The sequence below is a fragment of the Xanthomonas citri pv. mangiferaeindicae genome (assembly GCA_002240395.1).
GTDB lineage: Bacteria > Pseudomonadota > Gammaproteobacteria > Xanthomonadales > Xanthomonadaceae > Luteimonas > Luteimonas citri_A.
Window position 1 is genome coordinate 381,163 of record CP016836.1, and the last position, 18,543, is coordinate 399,705.

General features: G+C 68.0%; 15 protein-coding genes, 1 tRNA gene and 2 pseudogenes. 5 read left to right on the forward strand and 13 right to left on the reverse strand.

What is annotated here, in order from left to right; all coding sequences use genetic code 11:
* The first annotated feature begins 1 nt into the window (after window position 1).
* The 3 genes from BEN78_01700 (at window position 2) to BEN78_01710 (ending at window position 4,653) form a co-directional block, all read left to right on the forward strand.
* The gene (locus BEN78_01700; protein ID ASR42307.1) at window positions 2-1,792 is read left to right on the forward strand and encodes an acyl-CoA dehydrogenase; all 1,791 of its coding nucleotides are present in this window, start codon (window positions 2-4) and stop codon (window positions 1,790-1,792) included.
* A gap of 132 nt (window positions 1,793-1,924) precedes the next feature.
* A complete protein-coding gene (locus tag BEN78_01705) occupies window positions 1,925-2,593 on the forward strand; it encodes an HNH endonuclease (GenBank protein ID ASR42308.1) in 669 nt (222 codons plus the stop codon).
* Between the two features lie 146 nt (window positions 2,594-2,739).
* A complete protein-coding gene (locus BEN78_01710; protein ID ASR42309.1) occupies window positions 2,740-4,653 on the forward strand; it encodes a 1-deoxy-D-xylulose-5-phosphate synthase in 1,914 nt (637 codons plus the stop codon).
* Between the two features lie 50 nt (window positions 4,654-4,703).
* Here BEN78_01710 and BEN78_01715 read toward each other — a convergent pair.
* Window positions 4,704-5,407 (reverse strand): annotated as a pseudogene (locus BEN78_01715) (transcriptional regulator).
* An 82-nt stretch (window positions 5,408-5,489) separates the two neighbouring features.
* On the opposite strand from BEN78_01715, the gene BEN78_01720 reads away from it, so the two are divergent.
* Window positions 5,490-6,200 (forward strand): hypothetical protein, encoded by a 711-nt coding sequence (locus BEN78_01720; protein ID ASR42310.1) that lies wholly within the window; start codon window positions 5,490-5,492, stop codon window positions 6,198-6,200.
* 54 nt (window positions 6,201-6,254) lie between these two features.
* Here the strand turns inward: BEN78_01720 and BEN78_01725 are convergent, their stop codons facing one another.
* From BEN78_01725 to BEN78_01775, 11 genes and pseudogenes are all read right to left on the reverse strand, one after another.
* Window positions 6,255-7,283, reverse strand: coding sequence for a hypothetical protein (locus BEN78_01725; protein ID ASR44836.1), 1,029 nt, complete (start codon window positions 7,281-7,283; stop codon window positions 6,255-6,257).
* A gap of 1,129 nt (window positions 7,284-8,412) precedes the next feature.
* A complete protein-coding gene (locus BEN78_01730; GenBank protein ID ASR42311.1) occupies window positions 8,413-8,604 on the reverse strand; it encodes a hypothetical protein in 192 nt (63 codons plus the stop codon).
* Between the two features lie 145 nt (window positions 8,605-8,749).
* A tRNA-Pro gene (locus BEN78_01735) sits at window positions 8,750-8,826 on the reverse strand.
* Between the two features lie 48 nt (window positions 8,827-8,874).
* Window positions 8,875-9,231, reverse strand: coding sequence for a MerR family transcriptional regulator (locus BEN78_01740; protein ASR42312.1), 357 nt, complete (start codon window positions 9,229-9,231; stop codon window positions 8,875-8,877).
* Entirely contained in the window at window positions 9,224-9,541 is a 318-nt protein-coding gene (locus BEN78_01745) for an integration host factor subunit alpha (GenBank protein ASR42313.1), read from the reverse strand. Before BEN78_01745 ends, BEN78_01740 begins: the two co-directional genes overlap by 8 nt.
* 21 nt (window positions 9,542-9,562) lie before the next feature.
* Window positions 9,563-11,949, reverse strand: a pseudogene (locus BEN78_01750) (phenylalanine--tRNA ligase subunit beta).
* A gap of 102 nt (window positions 11,950-12,051) precedes the next feature.
* On the reverse strand, window positions 12,052-13,062 hold the full coding sequence (locus tag BEN78_01755) for a phenylalanine--tRNA ligase subunit alpha (protein ASR42314.1): 1,011 nt from the start codon (window positions 13,060-13,062) through the stop codon (window positions 12,052-12,054).
* Window positions 13,063-13,230: 168 nt separating this feature from the next.
* Window positions 13,231-13,590 (reverse strand): 50S ribosomal protein L20, encoded by a 360-nt coding sequence (locus BEN78_01760; GenBank protein ID ASR42315.1) that lies wholly within the window; start codon window positions 13,588-13,590, stop codon window positions 13,231-13,233.
* Between the two features lie 13 nt (window positions 13,591-13,603).
* Window positions 13,604-13,801, reverse strand: coding sequence for a 50S ribosomal protein L35 (locus tag BEN78_01765; protein ASR42316.1), 198 nt, complete (start codon window positions 13,799-13,801; stop codon window positions 13,604-13,606).
* A gap of 373 nt (window positions 13,802-14,174) precedes the next feature.
* Entirely contained in the window at window positions 14,175-14,615 is a 441-nt protein-coding gene (locus BEN78_01770) for a translation initiation factor IF-3 (GenBank protein ASR42317.1), read from the reverse strand.
* A 171-nt stretch (window positions 14,616-14,786) separates the two neighbouring features.
* A complete protein-coding gene (locus tag BEN78_01775) occupies window positions 14,787-16,694 on the reverse strand; it encodes a threonine--tRNA ligase (protein ASR42318.1) in 1,908 nt (635 codons plus the stop codon).
* Window positions 16,695-17,002: 308 nt separating this feature from the next.
* On the opposite strand from BEN78_01775, the gene BEN78_01780 reads away from it, so the two are divergent.
* The gene (locus BEN78_01780) at window positions 17,003-18,055 is read left to right on the forward strand and encodes a LacI family transcriptional regulator (GenBank protein ID ASR42319.1); all 1,053 of its coding nucleotides are present in this window, start codon (window positions 17,003-17,005) and stop codon (window positions 18,053-18,055) included.
* Here the strand turns inward: BEN78_01780 and BEN78_01785 are convergent.
* Window positions 18,034-18,426 (reverse strand): preprotein translocase subunit TatC, encoded by a 393-nt coding sequence (locus BEN78_01785; GenBank protein ASR42320.1) that lies wholly within the window; start codon window positions 18,424-18,426, stop codon window positions 18,034-18,036. The two genes, BEN78_01780 and BEN78_01785, sit on opposite strands and share 22 nt — an antisense overlap.
* Between the last annotated feature and the right edge of the window lie 117 nt (window positions 18,427-18,543).

The following is an 18,543-nucleotide window of genomic DNA, read 5'->3' on the forward strand; positions in this document are numbered from 1 at the left end:
CATGAGCACCTACCACGCCCCGCTGACCGATATCCGCTTCGCGCTGCACGACGTGCTGCAGGTCGAGTCTCTGTTCGCCGCCCTGGGCTTCGAGGACGCCAACCGCGAGACGGTCGATGCGGTGCTCGACGAGTGCGCCCGGCTGTGCGAGACCGTGCTTGCGCCACTCAATCGCATCGGCGACGAGCAGGGCGTGCGCTATGACAAGGCCACCGGCGCGGTGACCACGCCCGACGGGTTCAAGGACGCCTACGACCAGTTCGCGCAAGGCGGCTGGACCGGCATGAGCGCACCGGCGGAGTTCGGCGGCATGAACATGCCGCACACGGTGGGCATCTGCCTGGAGGAGATGATCGATGCGGCCAACCTGGCGTGGAGCAATTTCCCGTTGCTCTCGCACGGCGCGGTCAATGCCCTGCACCACCACGGCGAGGCGTGGCAGAAGGAAGTCTTCCTCAAGCCGCTGATCGCCGGCACCTGGACCGGCACGATGTGCTTGACCGAGCCGCACTGCGGCACCGACCTCGGCCTGCTCAAGACGCGCGCCGAGCCTGCGGCCGACGGCGCCTATGCGATCACCGGCACCAAGATCTTCATCACCGCCGGCGAGCACGACCTGACCGACAACATCATCCACCTGGTGTTGGCGCGCCTGCCCGATGCGCCGGCCGGCAGCAAGGGCATCTCGCTGTTCGTCGTGCCCAAGGTCAAGGTCGGGCGCGACGGCACGCTCGGCGCACGCAACGCGGTGCGCTGCGGCGCGGTCGAGCACAAGATGGGCATCCATGGCTCGGCGACCTGCGTGATGAACTTCGACGGCGCCGAGGGCTGGCTGGTCGGCCAACCGCACAAGGGCCTGCTGGCGATGTTCACCATGATGAACACCGCGCGCCTGGGCGTCGGCGTGCAGGGCCTGGGCCTGGCGACGCGCGCTTACGAGAACGCGCTGCGCTACGCCCGCGAGCGCTTGCAATCGCGTGCGCTCTCCGGCCCCAAGCTGCCCAGCAAACCGGCCGACCCGATCCTGGTGCAGCCTGACGTGCGCCGCATGCTGCTGACCTGCAAGGCGCTGACCGAGGGCGGCCGCCTGCTCGCCTACCATGCCGGCTCGCTGGTCGATGCGGCGCACGGCGCCGCCGACGAGACCGCACGCCGCCAGGCCGACGACCTGCTGGGCTTCCTGACTCCGATCGTCAAGGCCTGCCTCACCGAGTGGGGCAACGAGTGCACCTATCACGCGCTGCAGTGTTTCGGTGGCCATGGCTACATCGCCGAGCACGGCATGGAGCAATTGGCGCGCGACGCGCGCATCACCACGCTCTACGAGGGCACCACCGGCATCCAGGCGTTGGACCTGGTGGGCCGCAAGGTGCTGCAGCTGCAGGGCGCGGGACTGCGCGTGTTCCTGGGCATGATCGAGGCGTTCTGCAGCGAGCACGAGGGCAATGCCCAGTTGGCGGAGTTCGTCGGCCCGCTGCGTGAGAAGGCCGCGCAGTGGCAGGCGCTCACCCGCGCCATCGCCGAACGCGCCGCGGCCGATCCCGAGGAAGTCGGCGCCGCCGCGCACGATTACCTGTTCTTCTCCGGCTACGTGGCCTTGGCCTACTGGTGGGCACGCAGCGTGGCCGTCGCCGATGCGTCGTCGCGGCCGGAGACGTTCAAGGCCGGCAAGCGCGAGACCGCGCGGTTCTACTTCGCACGCCTGCTGCCGCGCACGCTGGCGCACGCCGCAGCGATCGAGAGCGGCCCGGCACCGCTGCTGTCGCTGGCCGATGAGGCCTTCGACAGCTGACCCAAGCCGGGCGCGCCACTGCGCTGATACAGCCAGTGGCGCGCCCGGCCCGTTGACCTGCGGCGCCTCCGCGATCCGCTCGACGCGCGTCTTGCACAAACCGTCACAGTTCGGGTATATGCTCGATTCCCGATGGAGACCGACTGCGCGCGTCCTCGCCTCGTCCCCACCGGTTCCGATCCGGCGCCGGTCGCCGAAGCATCGGCATTCGATTCCGCGCCCCGCCCCCACACCGCCGGTGTGCGCCTGCTTGCGCTCGACGCACATGGCCGGGCATTGAACTGGATCAGTTGGCAGGACGCGGCGTGCCTGTACGCACGTGACGCGGTCGCCTGGACCCTCGGCGCGCCCTGCATCACGGTCCTGGGCGGGCTGTGCCGCGCAACCGGCCGCCGGAGCCGGCTGGACCTGCACCCGATCATCGCCGGCCGCAGCCATGCGCGCGCCAGTGCGCTCGATCCGACCCCGGCCTTGACCAACCCCGCGCTGTTCGCCCGCGACCATCACCTGTGCCTGTACTGCGGCCGCCAGGTCGGGCGCCAGTCGCTGACGCGCGACCATGTCGCCCCGCTGTCCCAGGGCGGGCTCGACATCTGGGAGAACGTGGTCTCGGCCTGCGTGGCCTGCAACTCCCGCAAGGGCGGGCGTACGCCGCAACAGGCCGGCATGCCGCTGCTGGCGGTGCCGTTCCGGCCCAGTTGGATCGAGCATCTGATCCTGAGCAACCGCAACATTCTGGCCGACCAGATGAGCTTTTTGAGCGCCCACCTGCCCCGCCGCGGCCCACGCGCCGTCGTCTGACGCCAAGCGACAGGCATCTGCGGCGCGCGGCCTGTGCGCCGCGTCATTCTCGCAACCGGGACGCCATACATCATGCGCGGTCTTCGCCAACCCGCCGCGTGACCGCGGCATGACGCCCGGGCAGGGCCAGGCCTTACAATGCGCGGATGATCGATTCCTCGCGCTACCCGCGCCTTGCGCGCATCGACGCGCCGTCCGACCTGCGCCAGTTCGACGAGAGCGAACTGCCGGCGATCGCCGACGAGCTGCGCACCTACCTGATCGAGTCCGTCGGCCGCAGTGGGGGCCATTTCGGCGCCGGGCTGGGCGTGATCGAACTCACCACCGCGCTGCATTACCTGTACGAAACGCCCGAGGACCGCATCGTCTGGGACGTCGGCCATCAGACGTACCCGCACAAGATCCTCACCGGCCGCCGCGACAGCATCCATACGGTCAAGCAGAAGGACGGCGTGGCGCCGTTCCCCAAGCGCGAGGAATCGGAGTTCGACACCTTCGGCGTCGGCCACTCGAGCACCTCGATTTCGGCCGCGCTGGGCATGGCCATCGCCAACGCGCGCGCCGGCAACGAGCGCCGCGTGGTCGCAGTCATCGGCGACGGCGCGATGACCGCCGGCATGGCCTACGAGGCACTCAACCACGCCGGCGGCATGGAGCCCGAGCCCGACCTGCTGGTGGTACTCAACGACAACCGCATGTCGATCAGCGAAGCGGTCGGCGGCCTGACCCAGATGCTCGGCCGCATGACCGGCAGCCGCACGCTCAATGCCCTGCGCGAAAGCGGCAAGAAGCTGCTGGGCGACAAAAACAACCCGACGGCTCGGTTCGTGCGCCGCTGGGAGGAACACTGGAAGGGCATGTTCGTGCCGTCCACGCTATTCGAGGAGATGGGCTTCCATTACACCGGCCCGATCGACGGCCACGACATGAAGGCGCTGGTCGGTGCGCTCAAGACGCTGCGTGGCCTCAAAGGGCCGCAGCTGCTGCACGTGATCACGACCAAGGGCAAGGGCTACGAGCTCGCCGAGGGCGACCAGATCGGCTACCACGCGGTCTCGCCGTTCGACCCGAGCACGGGCGTGGTCGCCAAGGGCGGCGCGAAGAAGCCGACCTACACCGACGTGTTCGGCGACTGGCTGTGCGACATGGCCGCCGTCGACGACCGCCTGCTGGGCATCACCCCGGCGATGCGCGAGGGCTCGGGCCTGGTGCGGTTCTCCAAGGAATACCCCGAGCGCTATTTCGATACCGCGATCGCCGAACAGCACGCGGTGACGCTGGCTGCGGGCATGGCCTGCGAGGGCGCCAAACCGGTCGTGGCGATCTACTCGACGTTCCTGCAGCGCGCCTACGACCAGTTGGTGCACGACGTCGCGGTGCAGAATCTCGACGTGCTGTTCGCGATCGATCGCGCCGGTGTCGTCGGGCCCGACGGCGCCACGCATGCCGGCAATCTCGACCTGAGTTTTCTGCGCTGCGTGCCGAACATGCTCGTCATGGCGCCCGCCGACGAAGACGAAGCCCGGCGCATGCTCACCACCGGCTTCCGCCATGAAGGCCCGGCCGCGGTGCGCTACCCACGCGGCACCGGCCCTGGCGTGGCGATCGACCCGGGCCTGGAGACGCTACCGATCGGGCAGGCGCAGATCCGCCGGCAGGGCCGCCGCATCGCCCTGCTTGCCTTCGGCGCCATCGTGCCGGCCGCCGAGGCCGTCGCCGCCGAACTGGACCTGACGGTCGTCAACATGCGCTTCGTGCGCCCGCTCGACCGCACGCTTGTGCTCGAGCTCGCGCGCTCGCACGACGGCTTCGTGACCCTGGAGGACAACGTCGTCGCTGGCGGCGCCGGTTCGGGCGTGGCCGAGCTGCTCAATGCCGAGGGCATCGCGATGCCGGTGCTGCACCTGGGCCTGCCTGACGCGTTCCAGCACCACGCCAGCCGCGAGGACCTGCTGGCCGAGGCCGGACTCGATGTCGCCGGCATCCGCACCGCAGTGCTGACGCGCTGGCCGCATCTCGCAGCAACTGCCGCGCCGGTCGCGGGCGGCGCCACGGGCTGAGCCCCGTCCCGCGGCCGGGCCTGCACGCCCGGCTGCGCCTGGCGCTCGCGCTATGAGGCGTCGGCGTCAATCTTGTCGGGCAGTGCGAAGCAGCCGATGAACCGCGTGGCGAGTCCGCGGTCGCCCGTAAGCCGCAACACGCCCGCCGCTTCGGCCTCATCGAACGACAGACCGCCGTAGACCAGACCTGCGAATTTCGTGGTCGTCTCGGTGTCGAACACGACGTCCGCCCCGTCCGCATCGCCGCGCTCGATCGTCAGCCCCGCCGAAGACAGCCGGCCGATGAAGGCATTGCCGGGAAAGCGGAAGGCCACCGTCATCGTCAGCGGCGCACGATCGGGCCGCAGCATCGTCCGTAGCGACAGCATCGTCGAGACCGCCGACAGCGGTCGCGTCGGGTCGTGCAGCGGCGTACGTACCGCCCAACGGCCGAGCACCTGGAAGATCGGCTCGGCCTCGTAGCCCCAGGGCGTCAGCTCGTAGGCCTGCCCCGGGCCGGCGGTGGCAACTGGCATTTGCGCAGCACGCCGATGCGTTCCAGCCCTGCCAGCCGCTGCGTCAGCACGTTCGCACTGATCCCGGTGAGGTCGGCCTTGAGATCGGAAAACCGGCGCGGGCCGAACATCAGTTCGCGGATCACCAGCAGCGCCCAGCGCTCGCCGACGAGTTCCAGCGCAAGCGCAGCGCCGCAGGCGTCGTCGTACCAGCGCCCCACCATCGCCCGCGCCGGTTCAGTTTCTTTTTCTAACTTCATGGTTGTTTTTTATAACTTCATGATCCAGGATCGGCAACCACGTCCATCGCGACGCCTCGTTCCATCCAACAGGAGAAAGCGCATGACCTATGTCCAGGGTTTCGTGGTCGCGGTGCCGACCGCCAACAAGAACGCCTACGCACAGCATGCCCGCGACGCATTCGCTGTGTTGAAGACGTATGGAGACGTCCGCTGCGTGGAAGCCTGGGGCGACGAAGTGCCGCGCGGCAAATGCAACGACTTTCAGGGCGCGGTGCAGGCAACCGACGAGGAAACCGTGGTGTTCAGTTGGATGGAATATCCCGACCGCGCGACCCGCGACCAAGCCCACGAGAAGATGATGGCCGATCCGCGCATGCAACAGATGCAGGACATGCCCTTCGACGGCAAGCGCATGATCCTGGGCGGCTTCGCGTCCCTCGTCGACGTCGGTACCGGCCGCGGCGGCTATGTCGACGGCATCGTGCTGCCGGTCCCGACGCGCGCACGCGATGCTTACACCGCGATGGCGCGCAAGACCGCGGAGGCGTTCCTGGAGTACGGCGCCGTCCGCGTGATGGAGGCCTGGGGCGATGACGTGCCCGAGGGCAAGCACACCGATTTCCAGCGCGCCGTTCTGCGCAAGGACGACGAGCAGGTCGTGTTCTCGTGGATCGAATGGCCCAGCCGAGAGGTGCGCAATGCGGCGTGGCCGAAGCTGATGGAGGACCCGCGGATGCGCCCGGACGGCGAAATGCCGTTCGATGGCAAGCGCATGATCTATGGCGGCTTCGCCCTGCTTGTGGAGGCCTGAGCCCACGCGCTTCGCGTGCACGGTCCGCCGCGCCGTGGGCGCCGGCGGATGACGCTACGGCGCTTGGACCTCGTAGCCCTTGGCTGCCAGCTTGGCGAGATAGCCATGCTCGCCGAGCACAAGCGACATCGGCAGCACCGCGAACGTCGTCTGGTTCTTTGCGAGCGCGGTCTCGGCCGTCTCGAGCCACTTCGCCTCGACGCGTCGGTCGACGTCTTCCACCCCAAGCCGCTTGGCCAGCGCGCCCTGGGTGAAGGTCCGCATGCACACGGTGTAGGTGTTCTCGCCCTGCAGCGCGCGCAGCGCATCGATATCGCCGACGGCCCAGGCGTTGGCGCGCTCGCCCATGTGCTGCAGATCGCGCTCGATCCGCGCGAGCATGCGCTCGAAGCAGGGCAGGTCGTCGAGCGGCGCGCCGCCGAACTCGCGCAGCGCCGCCTTCGTGTCCTCCACCCGGATCTCGAGGTCGGTCCGGACAATAGGCACCCGATGCGCCTTCGCCAGGCGCGTGACCACCGGCTCGATGATGCCGTCCTGGCGCATGCGCATCCGTGAGATCGCCGAGGCATAGAGCTCGCCGGCCGCGAACACCGGCCGCCAGCGCTCGACGCGATCGCTGCGCCCGATCCATCGCGCCTTCAGCGGCGCCCAGCGCGCATAGAGCGCGGGCGGCACGACATCCTGCAACTGCTTGCCATCCGGATTGCGCCGCGCCCGCAGCAGCGCCGGCACCATCAGCAGCGTTCGGAACCGCCCGACATCGGCACGCAACTCGATCTGCGGCGCGGCGATCACAGTCTGCGCACGCGCGATGACCGCCTCGACCTCATCGGTGTTCCAGTCGATATCGCGCGGCAACGGCGACACCTCTCCGAGCACATACAGCGTGTGATCGCCGCGGCGCACCTGCCACAGCCCCGGGCCGGGCTGGACGCCCGAGACCACGACCGGCCCCATGTCGACGATGCCCGCCTCACCGGACGGCGGCGGCGGCGCGCCGGCAGCGGGCGCCTGCGCCCACGCCGGGGCCGCCCCTGCGATCAGCGCCATGCCCATTACGATTCCGACGATTCGCTCGCGCATCGATGGCATCCCAGATCCGAAGCCGCGATTGGATGCCGGCACGGGTCGCCCGGCAAGCCTCTGACAATCCGGCCACCAGGCCGCAGTCAGGTGGGCGCGCCAAAAAAAAGACCCGCGCAAGGCGGGCCTCAATATTTGGTCGGGGTAGCCGGATTCGAACCGACGACCAATTGCCCTCAGACTTGCGCTGCGTCGTCGTGCGCTTGGTGGCTGACGTGTGGTGTTAACTACAACTATGCCGTAATGCAGCCCTTCGGCTAGTTCGTCAAAGTCGAAGAGATCGGTGTGAACGGGAGTAGCACGGCGCACCTCCTGGGATCACGGTCGACGGGGCCGGTCGAATGAACTGCGACACATACCAGCCTGGCCATCCCTGACCAGCCCACTCGCTGTTAAGAAAAGCCCCTTACTGGGTGGGCGCTGATCAACTGGACGTTCTCAACGGCTACAGCGTGCAATCCTTCGAACCTGATGCCCATAGACGGTACTGCGCTGCGATCTTATCGCCGTGATGCTTCGCATACACAGTGACCAGTGAGGTACCGGGCGATGGTTCCTTGATCGAAATTACCCGATAAATCTGCGTGCCGAAGCCTGAAGCACCCTGCACGATCTTCGCCTCGCGAAGGTCCGGGTAATGCTGCACGTCGTTGATGATTTGCCCAACCGGGATAAGCGGGCCTGACCGGCACGCACTATCCCCTTCGACAATATTCTTCAGCGTGAGCTGATAGGACTGGTCGGCTGTGAATGAGGTGGCGTATTGCGCATGCTCGAGACCCTGAGGCGTTGTAGCGCACCCTGACAGAAGGACGATCGCGGCGGAAAGTAGTAGGAGTCGCATGGCGCATGTTCTACAGAAACGACGGCTGCCAAGCAATGGTTATCAAATCTACTGAATCACCACGTCCCGGCGCGAGGCCCTGAGTTGTGCATAACCAGCGTGTTGATGCCCCCCTCGGAAACGTGGCTTGAGGATGTTGGCGAGCTTGTCTTGCTTAGTGCCGACCGTGCTCGCCCCGACCATCCAGCCGCGCTGATCAGTCTGTGGCGGGACGACGTTGTCCCCGAACTTGATCCATCGTCTCTCAGAGAAGCAGCCCTCGCAGGCGATGCAGATCGCGGCGCGCTAGCACCACACCCAGTTGCTGCCCAAGCGGATCACCCAAGCGTTCGCCGATGCCCGCGACGCTGCCGAGATCGCCGGCGACAACCCGCCCACTTCCGCGAGATCCGCAGCCTGAGCGGCACCCTGCTGCGCGAGCAAGGATGGACGCTGCAGCAGCTCCAAGCGCTGAGGGGGCACGCCAGCGAGGGCCATAACGACCGTCTATCTGGAGGGCCACGAACTGCCATGGAGCGATGTCGAGACCGCCTTGATGCTCGCCCGATAGGGTGGCGATAGAGTGCAGAACGAAAAAGCGGCCTGCAGGTTGACTGCAAGCCGCTGATTCGTAACACCAAATTGGTCGGGGTAGCCGGATTCGAACCGACGACCACTTGTCCCCCAGACAAGTGCGCTACCAGGCTGCGCTATACCCCGGAAAGCTGGGCAGTATACCTGTTGGCGAGCGTTTCGCCCATGCCTGCATCAACGCTTGAGCAGTTGCAGCACGTCCTCGAGCTCCATGCGCACCTGGCGCACGATCTGGCTGCTGAGCGCTGATTCCTGCTTGGCACCCGCACCTTCCAGACGCAGACGCGCACCGCCGATCGTGTAGCCCTGCTCGTAGAGCAGGCCGCGGATCTGACGCACCATCAGCACGTCGTGGCGCTGGTAGTAGCGGCGATTACCGCGGCGCTTGACCGGGCTCAGGCTGGGGAACTCGGTCTCCCAGTAGCGCAGCACATGCGGCTTCACGTCGCACAGCTCGCTGACCTCGCCGATCGTGAAGTAGCGCTTGGCCGGAATCGGCGGCAGTTCGCGGTTGCTGCCCGGATCAAGCATGACCGGCTCCCGCGCCGACGGTGCCGGTGTAGGCCTCGACTCGCTCCTTGAGCTTCTGCCCGGGGCGGAAGGTGACCACCGTGCGCGCGGAGATCGGGATCTCCTCGCCGGTCTTGGGGTTGCGGCCGGGACGCTCGTTCTTGCGCCGCAGGTCGAAGTTGCCGAAGCCCGACAGCTTGACCTGGCGGCCGTGCTGCAGCGCTTCGCGCAGGACGTCGAAGAATGCATCGACGAACTCCTTGGCCTCGCGCTTGTTCAGCCCGACTTCCTCGTAGAGCTTCTCGGCCATGTCCGCCTTCGTCAACGCCACGCCCGCATCCCCTTGTCCACCTCAGCCTCGGATCTTCGCGCCGTGGTCGCGCGCCAGCGCTTCGACCACGTTCGCGACCACTGTTTCGACATCGCGATCGGTCAGAGTGCGTGAAGTTTCCTGCAGAATCAAGCCCATGGCGAGACTCCTGAAACCCGATTCGACGCCCTGCCCGGCATAACGGTCGAACAGGCGGATCCCGGTCAGCAGCGAGCCGGCGGCCGCGCGGACGGTGGCCTCCAGCGCGGCCCAGTCGACGGCGTCGGGGGCGACGATCGCCAGGTCGCGGCGCACCGAGGGGAAACGCGAGAGCGGCGCCACACGCGGCAGCGCGCGGGCCTGCAGTGCTGCAGCATCGAGTTCGAACGCCACGACCGATGCGTCGATGTCCAGCGCACGCAGCAGGCGCGGATGCAGTTCGCCGATCCAACCGACCTGCACGCCATCGCGCAGCACATCCGCCGAGCGGCCCGGGTGGCCGTGCGCCGCGGTCGAGCGCCTGAACGTCAGCTGCGCACCCGCAACCGCGGCCAGCGCCTCGAGGTCGCCCTTGAGGTCGAAATAATCGACCGGCCGCGCCAGTTGGCCCCACTGCTCGGCCTGCGCATCGCCGGCGACGGCCGCCGCGACCCGTAATGTCTCGACCGGCGCACCCGCCGTTCCCGACGCCGGATCCACGCTTGCGAACACCTTGCCGAGTTCGAACAGCCGCACGCGCGTCTGTTGGCGCGCGAGGTTGCGCGCCAGCGTCGCGACCAGCCCCGGCAGCAGCGCGGTCCGCATGACGCCCAGTTCCGCGCTGAGCGGGTTGGCCAGCGGCACAGCGCCGTCGTCGGCCTGCCAGGCCGCGAGCAGCGCGGCGTCGACGAAGGCGAAGTTGACCGTCTCCAAGCAATCGCGGGCCACCAATTGGCGACGCAGCTCGGCCTCGGCGACCTGGGTCTCGCTGGGGCGGCAATCCGCGTCGCGCCCCCGGGCAGCGTCGTCGGCACCCGGTCGTAGCCGTGGATGCGCACGACTTCTTCGATCAGGTCTTCCTCGATCGCCAGGTCGAAGCGCCGCGTCGGCGCGGTGACCTGCCAACCGTCGGCATCGGCGGCGACCTCGAGCCCGAGCGCACGCAGGATGCGCTCGACTTCGGCGTCGTCGACTGTCAGCCCCAGCACGCGCGCCAGCCGTGTGCGGCGCAGCGCGATCGTGCGCGGCTGCGCGAGATGCGCATCGAGCTCGGCGGCCGTCACCGGGCCAGCGTGGCCGCCGGCGACGTCCAGAATCAGCCGTGTCGCGTACTCGAGTGCGGTGCGCGGCAGTTCGGGGTCCACGCCGCGTTCGAAGCGGTGCGCAGCGTCGGTGTGCAGGCCCAGGCGTCGGCTGCGGCCGATGATCGCGTCGGGAGCGAAGTGCGCCGATTCCAGGAACACGTTGCGCGTGGCATCGCTCACCCGCGTATCGAAGCCGCCCATCAGGCCGGCCAGCGCAACGACGCGGTCGTTGTCGGTGATCGCCAGGAACTGCGGGTCGAGCGTCGCGTCACGGCCGTCGAGCAGCTTGAGCGTCTCGCCCTGGCGCGCACGGCGCACGCCGACCGGACCGGTCAGCAGGTCGCGGTCGAAGGCGTGCATCGGCTGGCCGAGTTCGAGCATCACGTACTGGGTGACATCGACGAGGAAGCTGACCGGGCGGATGCCGCTGCGGCGCAGGCGCTCGGCCATCCACACCGGGGTCGGGCGCGTCGCATCGACGCCCTCGATCACCCGGCCCAGGTACCGCGGTGCGTCGCTGCCGGCATCGAGCGTCACCGGCAACGCGGCGTCCGATGCGACGTCCACGGGCGGCGCCTGCAGCGGCGCGACCTGGCTGCCGAAGGCGGCGGCCACATCGAACGCGATGCCGCGCACGCTGAAGCAGTCGGCGCGGTTGGGGGTCAGCTTGAGCTCGATCGTGGCGTCCGGCAGGCCGAGATAGTCGGCCAGCGGACGACCGACCGGTGCGTCGTCGGGCAGCTCGAGCAGTCCCGAGGCATCCGCATCGAGCCCCAGCTCCTTGGCCGAGCACAACATGCCGTTGGACGCGACGCCGCGCAGCTTGGCCGCCTGGATCGTCAACTCGCCCACGCGCGTGCCGATCGTCGCCAGCGGGGCGACCAGACCCGGGCGCGCATTCGGCGCGCCGCAGACGATCTGCAGCGGCGCCGCACCGCCGACGTCGACCTGACACACCTGCAGCCGGTCGGCTTCGGGGTGCTTCTCGGCCGAGACGATGCGCGCCACGACCACGCCCTCGAGCGCGTCGCCCAGCGGCACGATGTCCTCGACCTCCAGGCCGATCGCAGTCAGCGTCGCGGCCAGGTCCTCGCGCGATGCCTCGGTGCGCACGTGCTGGCGAAGCCAGTTTTCGGAAAATTTCATGCTGAAATTCCGTGATTCGTAATGTGTGATGCGTGGTTCAAGAAGCGCCGTGTCGCGATGGGGTGCGTGATCCGTCTGCGCGGATCACGCATCGCCCATCCCTCAGGCGAACTGCCTGAGAAACCGCACGTCGTTTTCGAAGAAGGCGCGCAGGTCGTCGACGCCGTAGCGCAGCATGGCGAAGCGCTCCACGCCCATGCCGAACGCAAATCCGGTATAGCGCTCCGGGTCGATGCCCACAGCCTTGAGCACGTTGGGATGCACCATGCCGCAACCCAGCACCTCCAACCAGCGGGTGCTGCCGTCGGCCTGCTGCCAGGCGATGTCGACCTCGGCGCCGGGCTCGACGAACGGGAAGTAGCTGGGGCGGAAACGCATCTCGAAATCGCGCTCGAAGAACGCGCGCACGAACTCGCTGAGCGTGCCCTTGAGGTCGGCGAACGTCGCGTGCTCGTCGACCAGCAGGCCTTCGACCTGATGGAACATCGGCGAGTGGGTCTGGTCGCTGTCGGAGCGGTAGACCTTGCCCGCGGCGATCATCCGCAGCGGCGGGCGGTGCTCGCCCATGTAGCGCACCTGCACGCCGGAGGTGTGCGTGCGCAGCAGGCGCGCGACTCCGGCCGCGTCGGGCGCGAAATAGAACGTGTCGTGCATCGCGCGCGCCGGATGGTGTGGCGGGAAGTTCAGCGCTTCGAAGTTGTGCCAGTCGTCCTCGATCTCCGGACCGTCGGCCAGTTCGTAGCCCAGACGGCCGAAGATGTCGGCGATGCGCTCGAGGGTGCGGCTGATCGGATGCACGCCGCCGCGACCGGCGTCGCGCCCGGGCAGGGTCACGTCGATCGTCTGCGAGGCCAGGCGCGCGTCGAGCGCGGCGTCCTCGAGCGCAGTCTTGCGCTGGGCCAATGCCGCGCCGATCGCGTCTCGCGCACGGTTGATGGCCTCACCGGCCGCCTTGCGCTGGTCGCCGGGCAGCGCGCCGAGCGCCTTGAGTTGGGCGGTGATGCTGCCGCTCTTGCCCAGCAGCGCCACGCGCAGCGCTTCGAGCGCCTCGGGCGTGGCCGCCGCGTCGATGTCGGCCAGCGCCCGGCTCGACAGGGATTCGATTTCGCTCATCTACAGGCCCGTCACTGATGAAAGGTCCGCGTCGCGGACGCGCCCGAACACAGGGGCGCCGCACATTCGGATGCCGCAAAAAACGATGGGGAAGGACTTGCGCCCTTCCCCACGTGGCCGCCGGATGGATCCGGCGGCAGTACCGCTTTACGGTGGAGACGACGGCCCTTAAGCCGCCAGCGCGCCCTTCGCCTTCTCGGCAAGCGCGGTAAAGCCGGTCGCATCGTGCACCGCGATATCGGCCAGGACCTTGCGGTCCAGCGTGATGCCGGCCTTGAGCAGGCCGTTCATGAAGCGGCTGTAGCTGATGCCGTTCAGACGGGCCGCCGCGTTGATACGCGTGATCCACAGCGAACGGTAGTCGCGCTTCTTCTGCTTGCGACCGATGTAGGCGTACTGGCCGGCCTTGATGACGGCCTGCTTGGCGACGCGGAAGACCTTGCGACGGGCGTTGTAATAGCCCTTCGCGCGGCCGAGGACCTTCTTGTGACGGCGGCGCGCTTGGACGCCACGCTTGACTCGTGCCATGGTTCAGTCCTCCTCAGAGATACGGCAGCATGCGGTCGAGACGACCGCTGTCGCACGCCGGAATGTGGTTCGTCTGGCGGAGATTGCGCTTCCGCTTCGTCGCCTTCTTGGTGAGGATGTGGCTGCGATTGGCGTGGCCGGCCTTGTACTTGCCGGAAGCCGTCTTCCGGAAACGCTTGGAAGCGCCCCGGTGCGTCTTGATCTTGGGCATTGCGAGAGTCCTTGTGGGATACGAGTACTGACCGGGCGGTGGCCTTCGCCACGCTTTCCATCCATGCCCATGCCGGTGTTCAGGCCTCGATCCCCGCGGGATTCCGGCCGGTCCTGATACCGCTCAAACCACCCGGACACGCCGGGAGCCGCGCATTATGCCGCGCGCCGCTTTGGCTTGCAAATCATCGGCTTGGCCTCTCGGCAGCGGTGGGCCCGCGCGCCGAGGCCCGGCGGACGCGACCGCGCCGGCCCGTGCGGCCAGACGGCGGCATTGCTGCAACGCAAAGAGGCGCCTTGCGGCGCCTCTCTTCACCCTGCCCCGTCCAGGGCCAGGCGAGCCGGATCCTGCGTCGCGCCCGGGGCGCGACCGGTCAGCGCTTCTTCGGCGCGATCATCATCACCATCTGCCGGCCTTCCAGACGCGGCCGCGACTCGATGACGATATCGTCGCCCAGGTCGGCCTCGATCCGCGCCGCCATCTCGCGGCCCAGCTCCTGGTGGCTCATCTCGCGGCCACGGAAGCGGATGTTGACCTTGATCTTGTCGCCGTCTTCCAGGAAGCCCCGCATCTTGCGCAGCTTGATCTGGTAGTCGCCTTCGTCGGTGACCGGCCGGAACTTGAGTTCCTTGATCTCGACCTGCTTGGTCTTCTTCTTGGCCTCATTGGCCTTCTTCTGGGCTTCGAACTTGAACTTGCCGAAGTCCATGATCTTGCAGACCGGCGGGTCCGCATTGGGCTGGATCTCGACGAGGTCGAGTCCCTCCTCTTCGGCGGCGCGCAATGCATCGTCGCGCGAGAGCACGCCAATCATTTCTCCGTCCGAACCGATCACGCGCACACGGGGTACGCGGATATCCTGGTTGCGCCGATTCTGCTTGTCAGGGGTGCTAATACTGCAATCTCCGAAATGGAACATACCGCCGGCTCGTCAGCCAACGGGGCGACCGGCGCGGCCGATGATGGCGCCGCGCCGGTGAAGAACTCATGCTGACACCGGCTCCGCGCGGAGGCGCGAAACGAAATCGCCGACCGGCATCGTGCCCAGATCTTCCCCGGACCGCGTCCGAACCGCGACTGCGCCGTTTTCCTTCTCGCGGTCCCCGACCACGAGCAGATACGGCACCCGCTGCAGCGTGTGCTCGCGGATCTTATAGCCGATTTTCTCGTTCCGCAAATCGGCCTCGACCCGGACGCCTTGATTCGCAAGGGATTTCCGCACCGCCTCGACGAAGTCGGCCTGGGCGTCGGTGATGTTCATCACCACCGCCTGCACCGGGGCCAGCCAGGCGGGGAACTGCCCGGCATGGTGCTCGATCAGGATGCCGATGAAACGCTCCATGGAGCCGACGATCGCCCGGTGCAGCATGACCGGGGTGCGGCGCTGGCTCTGCTCGTCGACGTACTCCGCGCCCAGGCGCCCGGGCATCATGAAGTCGACCTGCATCGTGCCCAGCTGCCAGGTCCGGCCGATGGCGTCCTTGAGGTGGTACTCGATCTTCGGGCCGTAGAACGCGCCCTCGCCCGGCAGCTCCTCCCAGGCCACGCCGCAGGCCGACAACGCATTGCGCAGCGCGGCCTCGGCCTTGTCCCAGGTCGCGTCGTCGCCCAGCCGCGACTCGGGCCGCAGCGCGATCTTGATCTGGATGTCCTGGAAGCCGAAATGCGCATAGACCGCGAGCGCCTGCTGGTGGAACGCGGTCACCTCCGACTCGATCTGCGCCTCGGTGCAGAACACGTGGCCGTCGTCCTGGGTGAAGCCGCGCACGCGCAGGATGCCGTGCAGCGCGCCCGAGGGCTCGTTGCGATGGCAGGAGCCGAATTCGCCATAGCGGATCGGCAGGTCGCGATAGCTGTGCAGGCCCTGATTGAAGACCTGCACGTGGCCGGGGCAGTTCATCGGCTTCACCGCATAGGTCCGCTTCTCGGACTCGGTGAAGAACATGTTGTCCTTGTAGTTGTCCCAGTGGCCGGACTTCTGCCACAGCGAGACATCGAGGATCTGCGGGCAGCGCACCTCGCCGTAGCCGCTGTCGCGGTAGACCTGGCGCATGTACTGCTCGACCACCTGCCACAGCGCCCAGCCCTTGGGGTGCCAGAACACCAGACCCGGCGCTTCTTCCTGCAGGTGGAACAGGTCCTGGGCCTTGCCGATGCGCCGGTGGTCGCGCTTCTCGGCTTCCTCGATGCGCTGGATATAGGCCTTGAGCTGCTTGGCGTCGGCCCAGGCGGTGCCGTAGATGCGCTGGAGCTGCTCGTTCTTCGAGTCGCCGCGCCAGTATGCGCCGGAAATGCGCGTGAGCTTGAACGCCTTGAGGAAGCGCGTATTGGGCACGTGCGGTCCGCGACACATATCGACGTATTCCTGATGGAAGTACAGCCCCATCTCGGTGATGTCCGGGCCCATGTCGTCGATCAGCCGCAGCTTGTAATCCTCGCCGCGCGCTCGGAATGTCTCGATGACCTCCGCACGCGGGGTCATCTTCTTGATCACGTCGTACTCGGTGTCGATCAGCTCGCCCATGCGCTTCTCGATCGCCGCCAGGTCCTCGGGCGTGAACGGCCGCTCGCTGTAGACGTCGTAATAGAAGCCTTCATCGATCACCGGGCCGATGACCATCTTGACCTCGGGGTAGAGCTGCTTGACCGCGTGCCCGACCAGGTGCGCGCAGGAGTGGCGGATGATCTCCACACCCTCCGGGTCCTTGGGGGTGAGGATCTGCAGCGAGGCGTCGTGGTCGATCAGATCGGAGGCGTCGACCTGGCGGCCGTCGACCTTGCCGGCGACGGTGGCCTTGGCCAGGCCCGGGCCGATCGACTGGGCGACCTGCATGACCGTGACGGGGTGGTCGAACTCGCGGCGGCTGCCGTCGGGAAGCGTGATGGTGATCATGGGCGTGATGGCTATGAGGGGAGGTGGAGATTCGCGAACGCGGGCCGATCGCAAGCAGTCGATTGTCGTTCCCGGGTCGCGGCGTGTCGCACAAAAAAAGCGCCACGAGGGCGCCTTGGAGGACCCGCGGGGACGATCAGCGCTGGAAGGGGGTAGTGCTCATGTCGCACGCTCGGCCGGCGCAAACGCGGGCCACCTGTTCGGCTGGAGGGACGCCAGGGGCCGATTCTAGCCCAGAACGCCGGGCCGGCGTTGCGCGCCGCGGCCGTGGCATCATGCGGTCGCCCCCAGCGCCGCGACGGCGTGCGATGACCATCAAAGGCAAGCCCACTTCCCTCGATATCGCGCACCTGGCCGGCGTGTCCCAGCCGACCGTTTCGCGCGCATTGCGCGGCCACCCGTCGGTGAGCCGGGACACGCGCGAGCGCATCCTCGCGATCGCCCGGGAGCTCAACTACAAGGTCGACAAGAACGCCTCCAACCTGCGCTGCCAGCAGTCCGGCACGCTGGCGCTGCTGTTCTTCGAAGAACCGGCGGACGACGCGATCAATCCGTTCTTCCTGTCGATGCTCGGCGCGATCACCCGGGCCTGCGCGCTGCGCGGCTACGACCTGCTGATCTCGTTCCAACAGCTCTCTAGCGACTGGCACGCCGACTACGAGGACTCCCACAAGGCCGACGGTCTGCTGCTGCTCGGCTACGGCGACTACCTCCAGGCGCGCGACCGGCTGCAGCAACTGGTCGAACAGGGCACCCGCTTCGTGCGCTGGGGCGCGGCGCTGCCGGGCCAGCCGGGGGTGTCGATCGGCAGCGACAACTTCCAGGGCGGCCGGGCGATGGCCGAGCACCTGCTCGCGCAGGGGCGCCGGCGCATCGCCTTCCTCGGCGACGCCTCCGCGCGCTATCCCGAGTTCCAGGAGCGCCACCGCGGCCTGGCGGCGGCGTTGACCGAGGCCGGCCTGCCCACCGGGCCCGCCCTGCAGGTCGATGCGGTCACCAGCGAGCAGTCCGGCTTCGAGGCCGCCCGCGCCCTGCTCGCCCGCGGCACGCCATTCGACGCGATCTTCGCCGGCAGCGATCTGATCGCGATCGGCGCGATGAAGGCGCTGCACGAGCACGGCCTGCGGGTGCCCGACGATGTCGCGGTGGCCGGATTCGATGACATCCCGCTGGCCGCGTTCGTGACCCCGGGGCTGTCGACCGTGCAGCAGGACACGCGTCAGGCCGGCGCGCTGCTGGTCGACTCGCTGATCGCGCAGATCGAAGGGGCGCCGGTCGAAAGCCGGACGATTCCCGGCCGGCTGGTGTTGCGCGGCTCGACCGGCGCGCTGCCGCCGGCTCAGCCGCGCGCGTCGCGGTAGCGGGCCAGGAACGTCGCGGCAACCCGCTCGGCCATCTCGTCGGCCAGTTGCTGCATCGGCGCATTGCCCAGCTCGGCAGTGGTCTGGCGGAACAGCACCAGCCAGCGCGCGAACATTGCCTCATTGAGCCCGTCCAGCCGCATGTGTCGCTGCACCGGCGCGCCGCGGAACCGGCGGGTCCCGCGCAACATCGCCGACCAGAAGTCGACCAGCAGCGCCAGGTGGGCTGGCCAGTCCTCGACGTGCGCCTCGAACACCGGCCCCAGCTGCGCGTCCGCGCGGACCCGCGCATAGAAGGCGTGGACCAGCCGGACCACGTCCTCCTCACTGCACAAAGCGGGACCGGGAGTGGGTGTCGAGCGGTCGGGCATGGTCGGTGCGCCGGGCCACGAACGCCCGGAATGAACAGAAGGAAAGCGCATCATCCCGGCGGATCACCTGAAAGGCCAGGAATGATCCAGATCAAGGCGCGGTGGCCGGCAACGGGG

Excerpts from the sequence above, each read along its gene's own strand:
- BEN78_01700 (ASR42307.1), top strand. The coding sequence starts at position 2 with ATGAGCACCTACCACGCCCCGCTGACCGATATCCGCTTCGCGCTGCAC.
- BEN78_01705 (ASR42308.1), top strand. The coding sequence starts at position 1,925 with ATGGAGACCGACTGCGCGCGTCCTCGCCTCGTCCCCACCGGTTCCGAT.
- BEN78_01710 (ASR42309.1), top strand. The coding sequence starts at position 2,740 with ATGATCGATTCCTCGCGCTACCCGCGCCTTGCGCGCATCGACGCGCCG.
- BEN78_01720 (ASR42310.1), top strand. The coding sequence starts at position 5,490 with ATGACCTATGTCCAGGGTTTCGTGGTCGCGGTGCCGACCGCCAACAAG.
- BEN78_01725 (ASR44836.1), bottom strand. The coding sequence starts at position 7,283 with ATGCGCGAGCGAATCGTCGGAATCGTAATGGGCATGGCGCTGATCGCA.
- BEN78_01730 (ASR42311.1), bottom strand. The coding sequence starts at position 8,604 with ATGGCCCTCGCTGGCGTGCCCCCTCAGCGCTTGGAGCTGCTGCAGCGT.
- BEN78_01740 (ASR42312.1), bottom strand. The coding sequence starts at position 9,231 with ATGCTTGATCCGGGCAGCAACCGCGAACTGCCGCCGATTCCGGCCAAG.
- BEN78_01755 (ASR42314.1), bottom strand. The coding sequence starts at position 13,062 with ATGAGCGAAATCGAATCCCTGTCGAGCCGGGCGCTGGCCGACATCGAC.
- BEN78_01760 (ASR42315.1), bottom strand. The coding sequence starts at position 13,590 with ATGGCACGAGTCAAGCGTGGCGTCCAAGCGCGCCGCCGTCACAAGAAG.
- BEN78_01765 (ASR42316.1), bottom strand. The coding sequence starts at position 13,801 with ATGCCCAAGATCAAGACGCACCGGGGCGCTTCCAAGCGTTTCCGGAAG.
- BEN78_01770 (ASR42317.1), bottom strand. The coding sequence starts at position 14,615 with ATGATTGGCGTGCTCTCGCGCGACGATGCATTGCGCGCCGCCGAAGAG.
- BEN78_01775 (ASR42318.1), bottom strand. The coding sequence starts at position 16,694 with ATGATCACCATCACGCTTCCCGACGGCAGCCGCCGCGAGTTCGACCAC.
- BEN78_01780 (ASR42319.1), top strand. The coding sequence starts at position 17,003 with ATGACCATCAAAGGCAAGCCCACTTCCCTCGATATCGCGCACCTGGCC.
- BEN78_01785 (ASR42320.1), bottom strand. The coding sequence starts at position 18,426 with ATGCCCGACCGCTCGACACCCACTCCCGGTCCCGCTTTGTGCAGTGAG.